Source organism: Micromonospora sp. IBHARD004, from assembly GCF_052814115.1.
Window position 1 is genome coordinate 4,343,567 of sequence record NZ_CP199934.1, and the last position, 19,235, is coordinate 4,362,801.

Sequence of the window (19,235 nt, forward strand, 5' to 3'; positions counted from 1 at the left end):
AGGCCCAAGCGGCCAGGGCCCGGCTGCCCGGCAGGACCACGGGCCTCAGGGGCGCAAGCTCAGCGTCCCAGTTCCCGGTAGGCGCGCGGCAGGTCATCGACGGCAAGCACGCGTACCGAGGGCTTCCCGCCTGGTCCGACCACCAGCACCAGCGGGTAGCCACCGTCAGCCTCGTCGGGACGGTGGAGGGCGTCTTCGATCTCCGCCAACGCGGTGGCCAGCGAGGCTGATGGCGCCAGCCGACGGGGCACCACCGGCCCGACCTTGGGGTCGTCCGCCAGTGTCGACACCGGTACGGCGAGATCCAGCAGAGCCAGTCCGTCGTTGTCCGCGTACGCCTCCACCCAGCGGCCGACCTGCTCCCGAGTGACGAGCATCCACTCTCCGCTCTCATGCCGATACGGCAGCTGGGAGAAGTCGCCACGGTGCATCATTCGCAGCGCCTCCTGCATGGGCGTGCTCGGAAGGCATGTCACCGCTCTTCTGGCGACATCCTCGATCGCCTTCGGATCACGCAAGCCGCCCAGGATCTTCTCAAGCCTCTCGACGACTTGCCGCGGCGGAAAGGCGACCGGTCCCGAGTAATCGTCGAACGACACGTGAGCGTAGGCGTTACGGACACCGCGACAACGGTCCAGGAAAGTCTCCTGATCACTCGTCAGGATGCTCTGCCCCCTCGCCCAGGCCGTCAGTCCGGCGGCGTCAGGTGCCTTGCCGGAGTGCTCGGCATGTTGACGCCATTGCTGCCGAAGATGCGACTCGAGAGCACGCCAGGCGTCTTCGAAGCGGTCCGCGAGTGACAACCTGTCCACCGAAGCCATTCGGTCCCCCTCCGAGCGCTTCGCTGCGCCGATTCTGACGAGCGGCGCATGATCATATAGCAGAGACCCCGGCCGCCCCCGCGGCGCCAACCCGGCGATCACCGACGCCGACCGGCCCAAGGTGCGGGTGGTGCACCTGCCCGCCACCGGCGAGATCGCCGTCTACGTCGACGGGCACAGGACCCGCTGATGACCGCGAAGGACACCACCTTCGGCTCGGGCCGGGTCGGCTTCGGCTCGTTCGACAACATCGGCCGTACCCGTCTCCTCACGGTGACGGGCTCGCCGGCCTGACGGACGGACAGCGCGGCGGCGGCGGCGAGCATGCCGCCGCCCCCGACGCGTCACGAGACCGTCGTACTGTTCCCCAGCCGGGTCAGCGTCGTCGGCCGGATTCCCATAGGCTGCGACGCCTGTCGCTCAAGGAGTTGGGGATCCGTGCTCTCCTACCGCTCGGCGCGCCCGTGGCTGGCTCGCCTCGGGCTGCTCGGCCAGTTGGTGCTGCTGACCAGCCTCGGGGCGGCCCCCGCACACGCCGGGCCGGCCGATCGCGCCGTCGCGACCGCGGGCGTCATCTCGCACCGGGCCGGTGCTGCCGCGACGGCGGTGGATGCCGGGCCGGTGGCCGGCCCGGCGGTCCGGGTGAGCGACAGCACCGTGACTCCCGTCAAGCGCGTGGCAGCGTACGGCCCGACGGAGGCCGACGCGGAGAGTTCGTCGCCGCGGACGAACGGCGCCCTTCTGGGTGGCCTGCTGGGTGCCCTCGGCGGGCTCCTGATCGGCATCACCGTGAAGCTCGTCCGGCGAGCCGTCGAGCGACGGGAGCAGCGGGCGGCCATGCCGTTCCCGCAGAATGCGCCCGTCCCCGTCCCCGTCCCACACCTGCCCACACCTGCCGCGCCCCCGCCCTCACCCGCCGCACCCGCGTCCGTCGTCGGGTTCGCGCCGGCTGCTGTGCCGGCCGACGGCGGCCCTGCCACGGTGCGGATGCCGGCCGTGGGCACCCCCGTCGCCCCACCCGGGTGGACGGCTCCGCCGGTCGCCCCGCCCGTCCCGGTCGGCCCGCCGCAACCAGCACGGCCGCCGGGACGTCCGCCCCAGTACGGCCCCCGGTGCGCGCGCTGCCGGGAACTCGTCCCGGCGGACGCGGCCCACTGCGGCGAGTGCGGCCTGTCTCAGCAGGAGCCCCCGTTCGGCGCGGAAACCGCCGGAGCGGGCCGGCTCTTCCGCGATCGGCCCGGCCGGCGGCGCCGGTGGCGCATCATCGCGGCCCTCGCGGCTGGCGTCGCCTTGGTCGCGGCGGTCACATTCCATCGGCAGACGTCCCCCATGTCGCCCCGCGACACCGTTGTGGCCTACTTCGAGGCGCTCGCGGACCGTGATGCCGACCGGGCCCGATCGCTGCTCGCCATGAATGTCGCGAACCGGGCGCCGGCGATGCTGACCAGCGGAGCAGCCCTGCGCGATCCCGGATATCACCCGCCCCGGCACCTCCGGATCACGCTGATGGACGTACACGATGACGTCGCCGAGATGGCTGGGGAGTACGAACTCGACGGCAAGCGGCAGAAGACGGGGTTCATGCTGATCCGCGACGGGGGCGGCGGCGAGCGGCGGCCGTGGAGCATCAACTATCTGCCCCAGCTGCCGCCGCCCTCCGGTGAATACGGGTTCGAGGCGCTCGTCATCGCGGGCACGCGAGCGCCGGCCGGTCTCCTGGAAGCGGTGTTCCACGGTTCCTATCTCGTCTCACTGCCAGACCATCCGATCCGGGAGGTGACGGCTCCCGTCACCGTGCACGCGGGCGCCCAGGAGGGGGGCGTTCTCCGCACACGCATGCGGGACAGCGCGCGCGAGTCGATCGAGACACAGGTCCGGGCGTACCTCGACAGGTGTGCCGCGAGCACGGAACTGATGCCGAAGGGGTGCCCCTTCTCGGCCTACAGCTCTGCTCCCGTGACACGCGTCACCTGGCGGATCACCCGGTACCCGCCGCTTGAGATCACGCTCGGGTCCACCGGGGACGCACAGGTCGTCGGCGGGGTCGGCGAAGCGACAGCGACGACCGCACGTGGCGAGGTCCTTCCGGGGAACACGTCGTTCCTCCTCCACGGGGATGGGCGTGCCGCGGGCGACAAAGTCCTGTTCGTTCCGCGCTGAGGCGCAAGCATCCGGCACCCGCACGAGCGGCAACCGTTTTGGCCACCCCAATCAGCAAGGTGTCCCGATGACAGATGCACAGCCCGCTCGGTACTGCCCGTACTGCGGCGCGCCGGTGCCGGGCAGCCCGAGATTCTGCTTCCGGTGCGGGGCCGGACAGCCGGGACACCAGCCCGCCGATGGTCCGGCCGGCCGACTGTCCCGGCTCCGCCGGCCCTGGTCGCTGGTCCTGATCGGCGTGGCCGTCGTCCTCCTCGTCGTGGCCACGGTCCCGTTGTTGAGCCCACGGTGGTTGCCGGACGGCCCCGACGACGTCGCCCGCGCCTACTTCGAGGCGCTCGCCGAGCGGGACGCCGACAAGGCCCTGGCGTTCCTCGACCCGGCCTCGCGCAAGCCGGCCGCCCCGCCGATGCTGACCGACCGCATCCTGAGCGACCCCGGATACACCCCACCCGGCGAGGTGGAAGCGGAGGTGTTGTTCTCGGCCATGGACACCAGCACGGTGCAGGTCGACTACCGCTTCAACCAGGCGAGGCGTCAGTTCGAGCTCACCCTGACCCGCGAGGACGACCGCACCGACTGGAAGATCCAGAACGGACTCCTGTCGATGGCGTTGCCGCGGAACGACGCCGGGTGGGACACGTTCCTGGTCTCCGGAGCCGCGGTACCGGCGACCCAGGAGCGGCTCGACGTGGTGTTTCCGGGCGCGTACCGGATCGTGCCGGTGGGGAACGCGATCCGCGAGGCGCCGTCCATCACCGTCTGGGCGGGGGCCGCCGAGACCGACCGCCTTCTGGTGCGCCTGCGACCTTCCGCTCGTGAGGCCATCGAGCCGCAGGTGCGGGCATATCTGGACACCTGCGCCGAGAGCCGCGAACTCCTGCCGCCCCGGTGCCCGTTCGGCGGCCGTAGCGACTGGCCTGTCACAAGTCTCAGCTGGACGATCACTCACTACCCCACATTGAAGCTGCAGTTGACGTCCAGCGGTGCGGAGGCATGGGTCGTCGGCGAAGCGGGGGAGGCGGAGGTGACCGGGCGGACCAGCTCCTCGGTCACGCCGGACTTCGCCTACCGCACGACGTTCTCGGTGTACGGGTTCGGTCGCCTCGTCGACGGAAAGGCCGTGTTCGTGCCCAGCCATTGACCGCGACCCGTCGTGGCAGCGCAGCAGGTCAAAACGAGGAGTTCGGGTGAAGCAGCAACAGCCGCACCGGTACTGCGTCTTCTGCGGCTCCGCGCTCGTCGTGGCGTCCTGCCCGCGGTGCGGCCCGGCCCGGCCCGGTTCGGTCCCGCACAGGTCGCCACCGGCCCCGGTCCCCGTCGCCCGTCGGCTCAGGACACCGGCGGGCACCCGCCGGATCTGGCCCGCCGTGCTGATCACCGCGGTCGTGGGGCTCGTGCTGCTCTGTACGGCGACGGTGCGGCTGGTGCCACGGTTCATCGGGCCGGAGGCGGCGGTACGCGCGTACTTCGACGCGCTGGCCGACCGGGACGCGACCAGGGCACGGGGGTTGCTCGCCGAGGGCTCCGCGATCGGGCAGCGAGGGCCCATCGCCGGGGTCGACGAGCGGGCGGACCTCTCGCTGCTGACGGACGGCACGCTGCACAACTCGGGCTACACCCCGCCGCGCAACGTGACCATCGAGCGCACGAACTGGACCGGCACCAGCGCGACGGTGGAGGCCAGCTACGACTTCGGCGGCCCGCCGATCACCATCACCCTGCCGCTGGTGAACGAGCGGGGCCTGCGCGGGCTGCAGTCGTGGCGGATCACGGACGGGCTGCTCGAACTCCGGTTGGAGTCCGTGGTGATCGGCCGGCTGGTCGTCGCGGGCGCCGCTCTGCCGATGACCACCACGCGGAGCCTGGTTGCCTTCCCGGGCGCCTACCGGGTCGCCCTTCCGGAGCATCCGCTCTACCGGGCGGAGCCGGTGATCGCGTTCGCCAACGGTGCGAGCGCTTCGCTCTCGCCGGTCGAGGTCCGCGAGAACGTGCGCCAGGACGTCGAGCAGCAGGTTCGGGTCCATGTGGACGGCTGCGCGCGCCGCATCGAGCTGGCCCCCTCGGGCTGCCCGTTCGTCGCGAGCAGCAGCGTGCCGGTGAAGCTCGTGTCCTGGACCATCGTCCGGTATCCGGAGCTGAGCTTCACCGTCGTCGCGGACGGCGGGGTGTCGGTGACGAGTCCCGCCCAGGGTGTCGCCGCCGCGACCGTGATCCGCGCCTCGGGCGCCGGCGCCTCCTGGCAGGAGACCGTCAGCTTCGACATCAGTGGAACCGTTCGGGTCGTCGACGGGAAGGCGGTCCTCTCCAACGGGCGCTGAGCGACCGCGGGCGACGAGCGACGGAACGCCCGGCCGAGGTGCTACGTCGGGAGCCGGTCGGCCAGCACGGCGTCGGCCTCGGTGAGCCGTCTCGCCGGGTCGCCCAGGGCCGCGTCCACCGAGCCGGCCAACTCCACCAGGGACAGCGCCGCCGACACCGATCCGGGGACGGGCCCGGTGACCTGCCCGGCGACCACCCCGACGGGTACGCCGGCCGGGGAGTTTTCCACGGCCGTTCCGTCGAGCGCCACAGCCCAGTGGATCTTCGATGGTCGTGGTCCTACCGCAGCTCGATGGGCGCTTCAATCAGGCGTACGCGCACCGGCTTCGCAGGCGTGATCAGCGACGACCCGGGCGGCCCGTCCGGGTTCGCCTCCCAGGCGCGGGCCACCGTCTCGATACCAAGCGAATAGATTGTCAGGCCGCCGTCCTGGCCCAAGCGGAACCCCCGACGGCAGGCACATGCTGCTCGACGTCGGCGAGGGTCAGGACGGCTCGCGGGTGTTCCGGGGCCACCTCACCGAGAAGGGCATCGAGCTGACCGACTACCCGTGGGAGGACCGGGTCGTGGTCGGACTGTCCCCGGACGGCCGGCAGCTGATGACCGTGCAGCAGGAGCAGGAAGACGTCGCTTTTACACCTGGCCGGACGGCGAGAAGGTGATCCGGATCCCGGTGGCGGCCTTCGGCCAGGAGTGGCCTGAAGCGATGGTGGAGTGGGCCGGAGGCTACCTCGACCTGGACACGGCCGTCGTCACGATCGTCGGTGAGGACGAGGAGACCGAGGAGGAGTGGCACCGGCACCATATGGTCGACGTCCGCACCGGCGAGGTCCGGGGCGTCCTCGACGCGCCAACGCGGGACTCGTACGACCTGGAGCCGCTCGGCGACGGCAGCTTTCTGCGTACCGACGACGAGGGCCGGCTCTGGCGCCACCGGCCCGGCGCCTGACCCACGGGCGCGGCCGGGCACGGGACCCGGCCGCGCCGCGCATGCTCAGCGCTTGGGGTGGGCGAGGAAGAAGTCCCAGCTCAGGTTGCTGGCGTCGGGACCGGACGGGTCCCCGTAGAGGCTGCACCAGCAGCCACCGGGGACTACGGCGCGCTGGTCAGTCTCCCCCAACGGTCGGTCAACTCATGGCGGACGGATGAAGTGAACGGGGCAACGAGCGTGTCGACGCCGGCGATTCGCACCTGCTCAAGGGGCACTGTGGCGGCGGCCCACCTGGAGCGGTGGGCCGGCCACGGCGTCACATGGAGAAGTTCGGGTCGTTCTTGATGATCGAGAAGACGCCACCCTGCGGGTCGGTGAGTGTGGCGAATCGCCCGGCGGGCGAGTCCTGCCGCAGCTTCTCCGTCGCGCCTAGCGAGATGGCCAGGTCCGCGGTGGCGTCGCAGTCGTCGACGGCGAAGTAGACGCTCCACTGCGAGGGCATCGGTCCCCAGTCGGGCCTGATCTGCATGGCTCCCGCCACGGGCTGCCCACCGGCCTCGATGAGCGTGTAGGTCTCGTTGCCGCCCATTGCCACGTCCCGCGTCGTGACCCCGAAGACGGAGGTGTAGAACGCCTTGCTCGCCGCGATGTCGCTCGTCATGAGCTCGGCCCAGGTGAGGCTGCCGTGCTCGCCGGTCACCTCGGCACCGCGGTGCTTGCCGGGCTGCCAGATCGAGACGTACGCGCCAGTCGGGTCGAGCAGGACCGCCATGGTGCCCTGGTCCATCACCTGCATCGGTGCCATGATCACCTTTGCGCCGGCGCCCTCCGCGGCGGCAGCGGTCGCCGTCGCGTCGTCCGTAGCGAGATAGGTCGCCCAGGACGTGCCGCGCTTCGGATCCGCCGCCGGGCCGATCCCGGCCGTCTGCCGGCCGTCCTTGAGGAACGCTCCGTAGCCGCCCGCGTCGGGTCCGAAATCCAGGTGTGTCCAGCCGAAGAGCCGGGTGTAGAAGGCGACGGCACCCGGAATGTCGGTCGTGCCGATGTCAACCCAGGTCGGAGTGCCCTTGGGGAACTCTGGTGTCGTCATGCCGCCATCCTGACATACCGGGCGGATACTTCCGGGCCGGTCGCGCGCCGCGGTGGCGTTCGCTTGGCCGCGGTCAGCCAACAGCCTGGGTGGTGCCTCCCGGCTCGGCTGACTAATCCGAGACGTCAACCCCACAAGATCGCCGTTGACGATCCCGACGACCATCAGGAAGCCGCCACCGCGCTGCGGTGGACGTTGACGACCCAGGCGTCCGGCAGGGCGATCCACTCGTTGTCGCATTCAACTGGGGTCTCGAGACACCTTCACCGAGCTCCGCAGCCCGCTGGTGATCGGGGCGTCAGCCCTGCGCGGCGCGCTCCGACTGCGGCTGGCGCGCCTGGAGGAACGGCCCGAGGCCCGTCCCGTCCTCGGTGGCCAGGAAGGCGCCGCGGGCGTTGAGCAGCGCCTCGTCGGCGTGCGTCATGCAGCCCCACACGGTGTCGCCCCACGAGTCCGCGAGCTTCACCTCGGCCGGCTCGGGGCACGGCTCGCCGCGCGGGCCGCCGATCTGGCAGCGGGCCGGGGCGCCACCCCGGCGGTGGACCGCCTCGGCGGCCTGGCGGATCAGCGAGAAGCGCGCCTCGCCGGGCTGCTCGACCCGGGCCTGCCCGGGTACGGCCCGGCGCTGCCCGAAGACCACCACGTTGCCGTCCGGGTCGGCGGTCCGGCACTCCCCGCCCGGGGCGTGCTCGGGGTAGCCGACCCGCTCGACGGCGTACCCGGCGGCGGTCAGCCGCTGGAGCGTCGCCGTCAGGTCGTCGACGTAGAAATAGATCAGCAGGGGCAGCTCGACGGTGACCAGGCGCGGCTTCACCGCCGCCAGCAGCAGGGTCAACTCGCCGCACTGCAGGTACGACCAGTGGGACTCGCCCTCGCCGCCGGAGCGCTGCTCGGAGTAGCCGAAGACCTCGTAGAACCGCCGCGCCGCGTCGGCGTCCGCGACGTACAGCACCGGCACCTGAGCCTGCACTCCGTTATGCACCGCGCCACTCTACCCACGACGGACCTCCGACTCAGGTGTTGGAGATCGGGTTTCCGGAAGATCTTCATGTCACCCCGGTCGGCTACCCTCACCGGCCATGACGGTGATCCTCCCGGTGCACACCCGCCTCGTCGGCGGGCGGCTGTTCGTGTACGACCTCTCCCGCCCGCCGGCCACGACCGGCCCGCTCAGCCCGGACGCGGTCTTCGACCTCAGTGGCGAAGACGGCCGGATCGAGGGCCTGACGGTGACCCGCGACCTGGGCCGGGCGGTGTACACGACGACGGACGCCGTGCGGTGCGTGGACCGGGACGGCAGGGAGGTCTGGCGGCTGGAGTTCGGACCGCGCCCGGAACAGGGACTCGTCAACGCCCGGGCCTCGTGCGAGTTCTCGCTCGATGAGCGGCTCGTGTGGATCTACCGGCCGGACGGGATGGCCATGCGCGGCAACGGGCTCGACCGGTGGCTGGTGGTCGACACGGTGACGGGCGACGTCCGGGCAGACGTCGAGTTGCAGAGCGTCGGCCACGGCGCGGAGCACTTCCCCGAGCCGGACGGTGTGCACATGCTGCTCGACGTCGGCGAGGGGCAGGACGGCTCGCGGGTGTTCCGCGGCCGGCTCACCGGGGCCGGCATCGAGCTGACCGACTACCCGTGGGAGGACCGGGTCGTGGTCAGCCTCGCACCGGACGGCCGGCACGTGATGACCGTGCACCACGAGCAGGAGGACGTCACCTTCCACACCTGGCCGGACGGCGCGGAGGTGGTCCGGATCCCGTTGGCGGCCTTCGGCCACGAGTGGGGCGACGCGATGGTGGAGTGGGCTGGTGGCTACCTCGACCCGGACATTGCCGTCGTCACGGTTGTCGGCGAGGACGAGGAGACCGAGGAGGAGTGGCACCGGCACCACCTCGTCGACGTCCGCACGGGCGAGATCCGGGGCGTACTCGACGCGCCGACCCGGGATTCGTACGACCTGGAACCCCTCGGCGACGGCAGCTTTCTGCGTACCGATGACGAGGGCCGACCCTGGCGGCACCAACCCGGCGCCTGACCCGGCCGGGCGGGGCGTCGTTCGATGTTCGCCGGGCCTTCGGCCGCCGGGCGTCCCGGCGACCCCACGGGACCACGCGGCGCCCGTACGATCCCGCCATGGCCTTCATCGACCGGCATGGAAGCGAAGACTGGACGCCGCCGCAGCGGCCCGACTGCGCGTGTCCGGAGCACGACGACGAGCTGGCCGGCCTGGCGTTGCCGGTCACCGAGCGCGGCCTGGAGCCGCTGACGGTCCGGGACCTCGTCGAGGCGTCTGCGCTCGGCGTCACGCCCGCGCAGTCGCGCGACCGGTGGCTGGAGATCTACGACGAGACGGACAGCGGCCCGGACCTCATCGGCCCGTTCCACTGGGGGCTGTGGCTCGGCGACGAGGCCCGGATGTGCTACGACGACGACGCGGCGCGCACTCTGGACCAGGCGCTGCTGGACCGGCCGGGCGTCGAGCGGGTCGAGTGGATGGAGCGCGAGGAGTTCCTGGTCGGCGCGCCCGGCCTCTGCGCCAGCGGAATGCTGGCCGCGATGGCGCGCGCCCTGGCGGACCCGCGCGTCCGCGCCGCGCTCAGCCGGTAGCCGCGGGGCGGCCCGGCCCGGCGGTTCGAGCGGCGCGGGTCGGGGCGGGCCCGGTCAGGCGGCCAGCGCCGCGTACCGGCCGGCGCGGTCGAGCAGGCTCTGGTGGGTGCCGGACTCGACGATCCGACCGTGGTCGATCACCGCGATCTGGTCGGCGTCCCGGACGGTGGAGAGCCGGTGCGCGATGGTGACCACCGTGCGACCCTCCGACAGGGCGTCGAAGGCGCGCTGCACGGCGCGTTCGGTCTCGGTGTCCAGCGCGCTGGTCGCCTCGTCCAGCACCAGGATGCGGGGGTCGCGCAGCAGCGTCCGGGCGATGGCCAGGCGCTGCTTCTCGCCGCCGGAGAAGCGGTGGCCGCGGGAGCCGACGACCGTGTCGTACCCGTCCGGGAGGGCGGCGATGAGGTCGTGGATCTGCGCGGCGCGGGCCGCGGCCTCGATCTCGGCATCGGTGGCGTCCGGCCGGGCGTACCGCAGGTTCTCCCGCACGGTGGTGTGCAGCAAGTAGGTCTCCTGGCTGACCACGCCCACGACGGCGGCAAGGTCGGCCAGGCGCAGGTCGCGCAGGTCGACGCCGTCGATGGTGACCCGGCCGGCGGCCGGGTCGTGGAACCGGGTGATCAGCGCGGCGAGGGTGCTCTTGCCGGAGCCGGTCTCCCCCACCAGCGCCAGGCTGGTGCCGGCCGGGACGTCCAGGCTGACGCCGGCGACGGCGGCGGTGTCGCTGCCCGGGTAGCTGAAGGTGACGTCCTCGAAGCGCAGGTGACCGCGCGCCCGGGTCGGGTCGACGGCGACCGGCCGGGCCGGATCGTCGACCTCGACGGGCAGGTCCAGGTATTCGAAGATCCGGGCGAAGAGCGCCAGCGAGGCGGTCAGCGAGACGCCCACGTTGAGCAGCCCCATCAGCGGCCGGAACAGCCCGCCCTGGAGGGCGGTGAAGGCGACCAGGGTGCCGATGCTCAGGGTGCCGGCGGTCGCCGGGAGGCCGGCGCTGAGGTAGATGACCGCCGGGATGGCGGCGAAGATGACGCTCATCGCGGCCATCCGCCAGCGGCCGGCCAGCTCGGAGCGGAGTTCCAGGTCGACCAGCCGGGCCGAGGAGGCGGTGAACCGCTCGACCAGCTTCGGCCCGGCGCCGAGGGTCTTGCTGAGCTGCACGCCGCTGATCGACAGCCCCTCCTCGATGGTCACGTTGAGGTCGGCCAGCTCCCGCTGCCGCTGCGCGGTGATCTCGCGGCGCATCCGGGCCACCCGGCGGGTCAGCCAGATCGCCGGGGGCAGCACCACCAGCGACACCAGGGACAGCCGCCAGCTCAGCGCCACCATGGCGACGGCGGTGGCGACGACCGTGGTCAGGTTGGCCGCGATCGAGGTGGCGGTGGAGGTGACGACGGTCTGCATGCCGCCGATGTCGTTGGTGATCCGGGACTGCACCTCGCCGGTGCGGGTGCGGATGAAGAACGCGATCGACTGGCGGTGCAGGTGAGCGAAGACGTCGGCGCGCAGCCGGTGCATCACCTCCTGCCCGACCCGGGTCGAGATCCAGGTCTGCACGACGCCGAGCACCGACGTCACCGCCGCGACGGCGACCATGCCGAGGACCAGCCAGACCAGCAGGGTCAGGTCGCGCTCCGGCAGGGCCCGGTCGATCACGGCACGGAGCAGGAACGGCGACGCCATCGCGATGACGGACGACGCCACGATGATCGCCACGACGACGGCCAGTTGACCGCGGTGGGCAGCGAAGAGCCGGCCGACCCGGCGCAGCGACACCTGCCGGGCCTGCGCCTTCTCGGCGGCGCTGACGGTGTGGGGGCCGCCACCGCGGCCTGCACGGGGTGCTTCCAAGGGACGCTCACTTCCTGTCGACATGCTGAGGTTACCTCATCATGAGGGGTCAACAGGAAGAGCTGCTACGGTATTCCGGTGACCGGGGACGACGAGGAGAGCCTGGCCGAGCTGTTCTGGGCGGTGGCCCGCCGGCTGCGCCACCAGTCCCGCCGCACCCTCGAACCGTGGGAGATCAACCCCGGCCACGCCCGGGCCCTGGCCGTGCTGCTGCGGCACGGCCCGGTACGGCTGAGCACGCTCGCCGAGCACCTGCACATCGCCCCGCGCTCGACCACCGAGGTGGTCGACGGGCTCGAGGAACGCGGCCTCGTCGAGCGCCGGCCCGACCCCGACGACCGGCGCGCCACCCTGGTCGCGCCGACCGCCGAGGGCACCCGGGTCGGCACCGCCATCCGCGCGGCCCGGGACGCCGAGGCGGACCGCTTCTTCGGCGATCTCGGCGCGGCCGACCGGACCGACCTGGCCCGCATCCTGCGTACGCTGCGCGACTGACCGCCCTCCCCCACGCCGGTCAGTCGTCACGACGACGGCTGGCGAGGATCGCGAGGATCTCCCGACGTACCTCGTCGGTTTCGTGCACCAGCCGGCGGTGCGCGAACCGCACCACCAGGATGCCGAGCGTGGCCAACAGCGCGTCCCGCCTCAGGTCGATCTCGCGCTGTCGACGATCGCCGTGCGTGGTGGCGCCGTCGAGTTCGATGTCGACCCGTTCGCGTTCGGCGTAGAGGTCGAGGTAGATGGTGCGCCGCCGGGCTTGGATCCGTACCTGCCGCTGGAGGGCGGGCATGTCGGGGCCGGTGAAGACATGGTCGTGCCCCCAGATCTCCAGTGGGCTGCGGCAGCCGGCGGTGAGCCTCGCGAGCAGCGTCCGCAACTCGGCCCGGCCGGTCAGCTTCGGTGTGGTCCCGAGCGCCGCGTCGACCCGCTCGGGCGTGGTCAGCCGATCGTTGACCGCCTGGATCAGGGGAGCCGGGCGGTCGACTGGAGGCAGCAGCGGCCACGCGTCCACCAGTGCGCGTTCCAACCGCACGACCGGGAGGCCGCGGCGGGTGACGACGTGCGGCGGTTCCGCCGCGAAGCCCTGGCGGTGGTGCACCACGAGCTGGGGCCGGGTGCGGAGCCCGGAGTCGGCCGGCACGTCCAGGTGCACCGGCTCGCCCGGGGGCTGCCCGCGCAGACCCCACAGGTCGAGGGCGGTGAGGCTGCTCAACGCACCCCTCCCGTCGGCATGGGCGAGCACGGCGCGCCGAGCCAGCTCGGGACTCAGGCGGGCGAGGACGGGAAGGCCGGCGTCCGGCCGGGGCGGGACCAGGCGGGTGTCGACGTACACCTCCGGCAGCACCCGGAGCAGCCGGCCGGCGTGGCAGGCGGCCCGCAGCGTCGACTCCGGCACGACCTGGCCGGCCAGCGCCCGGGTCACCAGCCCGCCACCGTGGTCCACCAACGACTGGAGCACACCGTTCACGCCGCAGACCGTCACCCGCGCGGACCAGTTCGGCAACGTGGCCGCCCGCTCCTGTGGACGGCCGCGCCCCCTGTGGACACCCCTCACCCTCCGGCTCGGTCTGCTAGGGGCGTACAAGATCCTCTGACATCCCCGGTGCTTCAACCCGGCGTGTCACGCCCCTGGAGTGCAGACGATCATGGGGCGAGCTTGAGCGGCGCGCGTGGGTTGGTGCAGAGCAAAGGGGGCGGCGCAGGAGGGGGCGGGGTGGGTTAGCGGAGGCTGGCGGCGATGGCGGCTACGAGCAGCGCGCCGACGGTCCGCGTCAGGATGGCCCGGGCCGCCTCGACGTCCAGCCCCATCGCGTCGCGCATCATCGACCAGGCCGCCCAGGTGCTCGCCACCGTCAGCGCGTCGAGCAGCTGCTCGCGCCCCTCCCCCGCCTGCGTCAGCTCCGGGCCGAAGACCAGCTCGAGCTCGCCGCGCGCCCGGGCGATGGCGCCCCCACGGTTGCGCCGCAACTGGGGCGAGAACGGCTCGCGCAGCGCCGAGGCGCGGGCCGTGGGCGCCAGCACCTCCAGCATCTCGACCCGCTGGGCGCAGAACTCGGCGATCCGCCGGCCGAGCGGCCACTCCGGCGGAATCGGGCGGAACTGCGCCTCCTGTCGCTCCCGGACCCGCTGCCCGGTCGCGGCGTACAGGGTCTCCATGTCCTTGAAGTTGGTCCACAGGGTGCGCAGCGACACCCCCGCGCGTTCGGCGATGCGCTCCCCGGTGGGCTTGAGGTCCCCCTCGTCGATCAGCGCCAGGTGCGCCTCGACGATGGCCCCGCGGGTGCGCTCCGCGCGCGCCGCCCGCCCGTCCATCCGGGCCGGCGCGTCGGCGTCCACGTCGATCATGTGACGTCCCCTGTCGGTACGGCCGGCGGTGCCGGAGGAAGCTGAACCGGAAGCCTAGCGACGCCCCCCGGGTGCTCCGGAAGCCGCCGGTACCGGGGCCGCCACAGCGCCGTGGCGGCCCGGTACCGGCCGGCCCGCCGACCCGGTGGCCGGCGGTCGCGCCGGTCAGGTCGTCGGGATAGCGTCCGCCGGCGGCGCGGTCGGCGTCCCGGTGAACTCCTTGACCTCGCCGTCACCGTCGTCGGTGGTCCAGGTCGGACCGAAGTAGCTCTGCACGCCGTTGGACACCTTGTTCATCCGGACGCCGCTGTAGCCGGCGTGCACGTCCGCGCTGTACCGGAACGGGGTGAGGCCCGGCCCCGTGAAGCCGCCCTTGCGCACCGCCTCGACCAGCTTCTCGCGGGTGAGGTCCTTGCCGGCCGCCAGCAGCGCCTGCACGAAGGTGTACGCCATCGAGTAGCCGTAGACGGCGTTGCCGTCGATCGGGTTGGCCGCGTTGTACTGCTGGTGGATCTTCGTGAACGCCTGGATCCACGGGTCGGCCGCGTCGTTCGCCATCGGCAGGTAGTTGTCGGCGATCAACCCTTCCAGGATCACCTTCTTGTCGCCGAGCTGATTGGCGAGAGTGGTGTAGTCCGCGCCGACGTTGGAGACCACCCACTGCGCCTTGAACCCCTGGCCGGCTGCCTGGCCCATGGCCAGCGCGGTGAAGCCGGGGATGCTCGCCGAGATCACCACCTGGCAACCGGCCGCCTTCAGCGCCCCGATCGCCGGTCCGACCTGCTGGTTGGTGGTGGTGTAGGTCTGCTTGGCCGCCACCGGTCCGAGGATCTTCTCGACCCCGGCGAGGGAGTCGCGGCCGAAGTCGTCGTTCTGCCCGAAGTGGCAGACCTTCGCACCCGGGAACTGCTGCTTCACGAAGGTGGCCAGGATCTTGCCCTCCACCGTGTAGTCGGGTTGCCAGCCGAAGGTGGTCGGGTACTTGTCGGGCTGGTTCCAGTTCCGGCTGCCGGAGGAGACGAAGAGGTCGGGCACCTTCTGGGCCTTCACGAACTCCAGCACGTTGGTGTGGGTGGGGGTGCCGAGCCCGCCGAGGAGCGCGAAGACCTTGTCGTCGAGGACGAGCTTGCGGACCACGTTGTCGGTGTTCGCGGGGTTGTAGCCGTCGTCCATCACCTTGTAGACGATCTTCCGGCCGTTCACCCCGCCCTTGCTGTTGACGTGCTCGAAGTACGCCTTGGTGGCGGCGGAGATCCGGGAGTAGCCGGGGGCGGCGGGGCCGGTGAGCGGCTGGTGGGTGCCGATCACCACCTCGGTGTCGGTGACGCCCGGGACGTTCTCGGCCGCCTGCTGCTCGTCGTTGGCGCAGGCCGACGCGCCGACCAGCAGGGCGAGGCCGGCGGCGGCCGCGAGTGCGCGGCGTGCGGTGGGATGCATGGTTCTCCATTCCGGTGCGACGGGGGCGAACGGGGGTGGAACCGGGGTGGATCAGCGGCGCGCGGCCCGGCGACGTGCCCGGAGACGTGCGGTGAGCGTGCGGGCGGCACCCTGGAGGCCGCCCGGGGCCGCGAGCATGACGACGATGAGGATCAGACCGAACACGGCGAGGGCGAGGTTGCCCTCCAGCCGCTGGGCCAGGCCCGACGGCAGGGTGAAGGTCTCGGTGATGAGGCTCGGCAGGTCCTGCAGCGCCACCAGCAGGACCGCTCCCCAGACCGCGCCGGCGAGGCTGCCCAGCCCGCCGATCACGATCGCCATCAGCAGGAACAGCGACAGGTCGAGGGAGAACTTGCCCGGGGCGACGGTCGCGGTGAGCACCGCGTACACGCCGCCGCCGAGCCCGGCGCAGGCGGCGCTCACCACGAAGGCGAGCACCTGGTTGCGGGCGACGTGGATGCCGGCCAGCCGGGCGGCCACCTCGTCGTCGCGGACGGCGCGCAGCGACCGGCCGAACCGGCTGCGCACCAGGTTCGCCATCAGCAGCATCGTGAGCAGCGCGGCGAGCAGCGCGACCCAGGCCAGCCAGCGCTCCGGCTGGAAGTACGCGCCCAGGAACGCCGGCGGCGTCTCCATCGGGAAGCGCAACCCCTGCTCGCCGTTGAACACGTCGGTGAAGATCGTGGTGATCGCCGGGACCAGGGTCGCGACGGCGAGGGTGACCCCGGCCAGGTACGGCCCGCGCAGCCGGGCGGCGGCCAGCCCGATGACCAGGCCCGCCGCCGCGGTCACCACGACAGCGAGCAGCAGCGACAGCGGCAGGACCCACCGGCCCTGCACCGCCCTCTCCTCGAAGCCCTGCTGCACCAGGGCGACCGTGTACGCGCCGGTCGCCATCAGCGCCCCGTGCCCGAGGGAGAGCTGGCCGTTGAGCCCGACCAGGACGGTGTAGCCGGCGGTCACGCAGAGGAACGCGCAGACGCGGGCGACCTGGAGATTCTGGTACGGCGCCAACTGATTGGTCAGCAGCACGACCGCCGTGCCGGCGAGCACGGCCAGGACCAGGTGACGCAGCAGCGTCGACCCGCGCGCCCCGGCGGCGCCGGGTGGGCCGGGCAGCAGCCGGCGCAGCGGCGACGGCCCGGTGGGCCGGGGATCCGGGGAGACCTCGGTCGCGGTCACACGTGCCTCGCTCTCACGCTGGAGAAGAGCCCACCGGGGCGGACCAGCAGGACCGCCAGCAGCAGGACGAGGATGGCCAGCGGCGTGGTGTCGGGGCCGAGGTAGCCGGTGACGTACGACAGGATCAGGCCGACCAGCAGGCCACCGACCACGGCGCCGGCCGGGCTGTCCAGGCCGCCGACCACCGCGGCGGTGAACGCGACGACGAAGACCAGGTCCATCGCGTGCGGGTGCAGCCCCAGCCCGGTGGGGACGACCAGCATGCCGGCGAGGGCGCCGACCGCGGCCGCCAGCGCCCAGCCCACCGTGAGCATCCGACCGACGTTGACGCCGAGCAGCCGGGACACCTCGGGCGCGAAGGCGGACGCCCGCATCCGCAGGCCGATCGGCGTCCGGGTGAAGAGCAGCCCGAGCGACACCACGACCGCCAGGACCGCGCCGAGGACCCACAGGTCGTACGGGGACATCGCGGCGACCCCGCCGACGGAGAGCGCGTCGGTGTCGAACGGCGCGGCCGCCGGCCGGTACTCGTTGCCGAAGACCATGCCGAGCACCGCCTGGATCAGCAGCACCAGGCCGAGGGCGACGATGACGTCGTTGAGCGGGTTGGCGTGGCCGACGAAGCGCATCAGCACCCGCTCGACCAGCGCGCCCAGCGCCAGGCCGGCGAGGACGGCGGCGCCGAGGCCGAGCCAGTACGAGCCGGTGGCGGAGACGACGGCGTAGCCGACGTAGGCCGTCGCCACCGCCATCGCGCCCTGCGCGAAGTTGACCAGACGGGCCGCCCGCCAGATGAGCACCAGGGCGAGGGCGAACGCCGCGTAGACGGCGCCGGTGGCGAGTCCGTCGAAGGTGAGGAACAAGAAGCGGTCCAAGCGCGGATCCTTCCTACGTGGCGGGCGGTCAGAACCCGAGGTAGGCGTGCCGGAGGGTGGCGTCGTCGCGTAGCTGCGCCGCCGGGGTGGCCATCACGACCCGCCCGAGGGACATCACCACGCCCTGGTCGGCGACGGAGAGGGCGCTGCGCACGTTCTGCTCGACCAGCAGGACGGTCAGGCCGCCGCTGTCGCAGAGCTGGCGCAGCAGCGCCATGATCTGCGCGGCCACCCGGGGGGCGAGCCCGAGCGAGGGCTCGTCGAGCAGCAGCAATCTGGGGCGCGCGATCAGCGCCCGCCCGATGGCGAGCATCTGCCGTTCCCCGCCGGAGAGCTGGTGGCCGGCGTGCCGCCGCCGCCGGGCCAGTGGCTCGAAGAGCTGGTACACCTCGTCCTGCGCCCGGCGGGCGTCGGCCCGGTCCCGGCGCCACAGGCCGCCGAGGCGCAGGTTCTCCTCGACGGTCAACTCGGCGACGATGCCGCGCCCCTCGGGCACGTGCGCCAGGCCGCGCCGCACCAGGCGTTCCACCCGTACGCCGCGCAGGTCCGCGCCGTCGTAGCGGACCCGCCCGCCGGTGGGTCGGAGCAGGCCGGAGAGGGTGCGCAGCAGGGTGGTCTTGCCCGCGCCGTTGGCGCCGAGCACGGCGGCGACGGTCCCGGCGGGCACGCTGAGCGTGACGTCGCGCAGCACCGGGACCTGGCCGTAGCCGGAGCTGAGCGCCTCCACCTCCAGCAGGGCGCTCACGAGCCGGCCCCCGCGCCCGGCGCCGCGGCCCCGGCCGAGACGTCGGCGCCGAGGTACGCCTCGGTCACCAGTGGGTCGTCCCGCACCTGCTCGGGTGTGCCGGCGGCGATGACCCGGCCGAAGTCGAGCACCACGATCTCGTGGCAGACGGACATCACCAGGTCCATGTGGTGCTCGACGAGCATGATCGAGCAGGCCCCGCCCGCCCGGCCGGGCAGCGCCGTGACGAGCTCGCCCAGTTCCGTGATGTCCTCGGCGCTCAGGCCGCCGGCCGGCTCGTCGAGCAGGAGCAGGCGGGGCCGGGCGATCAGCGCGCGGGCGAGGGCGACCCGTTTGCGGACGGCGTACGGCAGGGTGGCGGGGGCCGCCGCGGCGTGCTCCGCGACGCCCAGCTCGGCCAGCAGGTCGTGGGCCTCGTCCCGCAGCCGCCGTTCGTCGCGGTCGCTGCGCGGCAGGCCGAACAGGGCGGCGGCGAAGCCGGCCCCGGCGGCGTGGCTGGCGCCGGCCATCACGTTCTCGACGACGCTGAGGCCCGGGAAGAGGCCGACGCCCTGGAGGGTACGGGCGATGCCGAGGCGGGTGAGCCGGTGCGGGCGGGGCCGGAACGGCCGGCCGTCGAGGGTGAGCGCACCGCTGGTCGGCGGGACGAACCCGCAGACCACGTTGAACAGGGTGGTCTTGCCGGCGCCGTTGGGGCCGATCACGCCGACGATCCGGCCGGGCGGCACCCGCAGGGAGACGTCGTCGAGGGCGACCAGCCCGCCGAAGCGCACGCCGACGTGCTGGAGGGCCAGATCGATTCCGTCGGTGGGTGGAGGGCTCATCTTCACCTCTTGCAAAGACGCGGCGGCGGGGGATGCGCTGGGCGAC

At 72.6% G+C, this 19,235-nt stretch carries 21 protein-coding genes and 1 pseudogene; 8 read left to right on the forward strand and 14 right to left on the reverse strand.

Annotation, left to right across the window (positions count from 1 at the left end):
- Positions 1–59: 59 nt before the first annotated feature.
- Positions 60–821: a hypothetical protein gene (locus ACTWO6_RS21135; RefSeq protein ID WP_446215551.1), complete on the reverse strand. Its 762-nt coding sequence runs from the start codon at positions 819–821 to the stop codon at positions 60–62.
- Positions 822–1,259: 438 nt separating this feature from the next.
- Between ACTWO6_RS21135 and ACTWO6_RS21140 the strand changes: the two genes are divergently transcribed.
- The 3 genes from ACTWO6_RS21140 (at position 1,260) to ACTWO6_RS21150 (ending at position 5,302) form a co-directional block, all read left to right on the forward strand.
- Positions 1,260–2,981, forward strand: coding sequence for a hypothetical protein (locus tag ACTWO6_RS21140; protein ID WP_446215552.1), 1,722 nt, complete (start codon positions 1,260–1,262; stop codon positions 2,979–2,981).
- A 238-nt stretch (positions 2,982–3,219) separates the two neighbouring features.
- Positions 3,220–4,125, forward strand: coding sequence for a hypothetical protein (locus tag ACTWO6_RS21145; protein ID WP_446215553.1), 906 nt, complete (start codon positions 3,220–3,222; stop codon positions 4,123–4,125).
- Positions 4,126–4,171: 46 nt separating this feature from the next.
- Positions 4,172–5,302: a hypothetical protein gene (locus tag ACTWO6_RS21150; RefSeq protein WP_446215554.1), complete on the forward strand. Its 1,131-nt coding sequence runs from the start codon at positions 4,172–4,174 to the stop codon at positions 5,300–5,302.
- Between the two features lie 41 nt (positions 5,303–5,343).
- Here the strand turns inward: ACTWO6_RS21150 and ACTWO6_RS21155 are convergent, their stop codons facing one another.
- Positions 5,344–5,532, reverse strand: coding sequence for a hypothetical protein (locus tag ACTWO6_RS21155; RefSeq protein ID WP_446215555.1), 189 nt, complete (start codon positions 5,530–5,532; stop codon positions 5,344–5,346).
- 50 nt (positions 5,533–5,582) lie between these two features.
- Positions 5,583–5,741 carry a hypothetical protein gene (locus ACTWO6_RS21160; protein ID WP_446215556.1) on the reverse strand — a complete coding sequence of 53 codons (159 nt, stop codon included), beginning with the start codon at positions 5,739–5,741 and terminating at the stop codon, positions 5,583–5,585.
- 23 nt (positions 5,742–5,764) lie between these two features.
- On the opposite strand from ACTWO6_RS21160, the gene ACTWO6_RS21165 reads away from it, so the two are divergent.
- Positions 5,765–5,965: a hypothetical protein gene (locus ACTWO6_RS21165; RefSeq protein ID WP_446215557.1), complete on the forward strand. Its 201-nt coding sequence runs from the start codon at positions 5,765–5,767 to the stop codon at positions 5,963–5,965.
- Positions 5,962–6,252, forward strand: coding sequence for a hypothetical protein (locus ACTWO6_RS21170; protein ID WP_446215558.1), 291 nt, complete (start codon positions 5,962–5,964; stop codon positions 6,250–6,252). Before ACTWO6_RS21165 ends, ACTWO6_RS21170 begins: the two co-directional genes overlap by 4 nt.
- A gap of 45 nt (positions 6,253–6,297) precedes the next feature.
- On the opposite strand, the gene ACTWO6_RS21175 is transcribed toward ACTWO6_RS21170, so the two are convergent.
- The 3 genes from ACTWO6_RS21175 to ACTWO6_RS21185 all read right to left on the reverse strand — a co-directional run bounded on the left by ACTWO6_RS21175 (position 6,298) and on the right by ACTWO6_RS21185 (position 8,306).
- A complete protein-coding gene (locus tag ACTWO6_RS21175) occupies positions 6,298–6,423 on the reverse strand; it encodes a hypothetical protein (protein ID WP_446215559.1) in 126 nt (41 codons plus the stop codon).
- A 127-nt stretch (positions 6,424–6,550) separates the two neighbouring features.
- Positions 6,551–7,324 carry a VOC family protein gene (locus ACTWO6_RS21180; RefSeq protein ID WP_446215560.1) on the reverse strand — a complete coding sequence of 258 codons (774 nt, stop codon included), beginning with the start codon at positions 7,322–7,324 and terminating at the stop codon, positions 6,551–6,553.
- Positions 7,325–7,622: 298 nt separating this feature from the next.
- On the reverse strand, positions 7,623–8,306 hold the full coding sequence (locus ACTWO6_RS21185; protein ID WP_446215561.1) for a VOC family protein: 684 nt from the start codon (positions 8,304–8,306) through the stop codon (positions 7,623–7,625).
- A gap of 97 nt (positions 8,307–8,403) precedes the next feature.
- Here ACTWO6_RS21185 and ACTWO6_RS21190 point away from each other — a divergent pair, with 97 nt between their 5' ends.
- Both ACTWO6_RS21190 and ACTWO6_RS21195 read left to right on the forward strand, forming a co-directional pair.
- On the forward strand, positions 8,404–9,360 hold the full coding sequence (locus tag ACTWO6_RS21190; protein WP_446215562.1) for a hypothetical protein: 957 nt from the start codon (positions 8,404–8,406) through the stop codon (positions 9,358–9,360).
- A gap of 98 nt (positions 9,361–9,458) precedes the next feature.
- The gene (locus ACTWO6_RS21195) at positions 9,459–9,932 is read left to right on the forward strand and encodes a hypothetical protein (protein ID WP_446215563.1); all 474 of its coding nucleotides are present in this window, start codon (positions 9,459–9,461) and stop codon (positions 9,930–9,932) included.
- Positions 9,933–9,986: 54 nt separating this feature from the next.
- Here ACTWO6_RS21195 and ACTWO6_RS21200 read toward each other — a convergent pair whose 3' ends face one another.
- Complete coding sequence (locus ACTWO6_RS21200; protein WP_446215564.1) at positions 9,987–11,780, reverse strand: ABC transporter ATP-binding protein; 1,794 nt, start codon at positions 11,778–11,780, stop codon at positions 9,987–9,989.
- A gap of 78 nt (positions 11,781–11,858) precedes the next feature.
- On the opposite strand from ACTWO6_RS21200, the gene ACTWO6_RS21205 reads away from it, so the two are divergent.
- Positions 11,859–12,275 carry a MarR family winged helix-turn-helix transcriptional regulator gene (locus tag ACTWO6_RS21205; RefSeq protein ID WP_446215565.1) on the forward strand — a complete coding sequence of 139 codons (417 nt, stop codon included), beginning with the start codon at positions 11,859–11,861 and terminating at the stop codon, positions 12,273–12,275.
- A gap of 19 nt (positions 12,276–12,294) precedes the next feature.
- On the opposite strand, the gene ACTWO6_RS21210 is transcribed toward ACTWO6_RS21205, so the two are convergent.
- The 7 genes and pseudogenes from ACTWO6_RS21210 to ACTWO6_RS21240 all read right to left on the reverse strand — a co-directional run bounded on the left by ACTWO6_RS21210 (position 12,295) and on the right by ACTWO6_RS21240 (position 19,189).
- Positions 12,295–13,248, reverse strand: a complete 954-nt coding sequence (locus ACTWO6_RS21210; protein WP_446215566.1) for a DUF559 domain-containing protein — start codon at positions 13,246–13,248, stop codon at positions 12,295–12,297.
- A gap of 251 nt (positions 13,249–13,499) precedes the next feature.
- Positions 13,500–14,126 (reverse strand): TetR/AcrR family transcriptional regulator, encoded by a 627-nt coding sequence (locus ACTWO6_RS21215; RefSeq protein WP_446215567.1) that lies wholly within the window; start codon positions 14,124–14,126, stop codon positions 13,500–13,502.
- Between the two features lie 165 nt (positions 14,127–14,291).
- Positions 14,292–15,563 (reverse strand): ABC transporter substrate-binding protein, encoded by a 1,272-nt coding sequence (locus tag ACTWO6_RS21220; protein ID WP_446215568.1) that lies wholly within the window; start codon positions 15,561–15,563, stop codon positions 14,292–14,294.
- A gap of 51 nt (positions 15,564–15,614) precedes the next feature.
- Positions 15,615–16,745 (reverse strand): branched-chain amino acid ABC transporter permease, encoded by a 1,131-nt coding sequence (locus ACTWO6_RS21225; RefSeq protein ID WP_446215569.1) that lies wholly within the window; start codon positions 16,743–16,745, stop codon positions 15,615–15,617.
- Positions 16,742–17,620, reverse strand: a complete 879-nt coding sequence (locus ACTWO6_RS21230) for a branched-chain amino acid ABC transporter permease (RefSeq protein ID WP_446215570.1) — start codon at positions 17,618–17,620, stop codon at positions 16,742–16,744. Before ACTWO6_RS21230 ends, ACTWO6_RS21225 begins: the two co-directional genes overlap by 4 nt.
- Positions 17,621–17,648: 28 nt before the next feature.
- Positions 17,649–18,263: pseudogene (locus tag ACTWO6_RS21235) on the reverse strand (ABC transporter ATP-binding protein); the annotation flags it as partial.
- A 98-nt stretch (positions 18,264–18,361) separates the two neighbouring features.
- Positions 18,362–19,189: an ABC transporter ATP-binding protein gene (locus tag ACTWO6_RS21240; RefSeq protein WP_446215571.1), complete on the reverse strand. Its 828-nt coding sequence runs from the start codon at positions 19,187–19,189 to the stop codon at positions 18,362–18,364.
- Between the last annotated feature and the right edge of the window lie 46 nt (positions 19,190–19,235).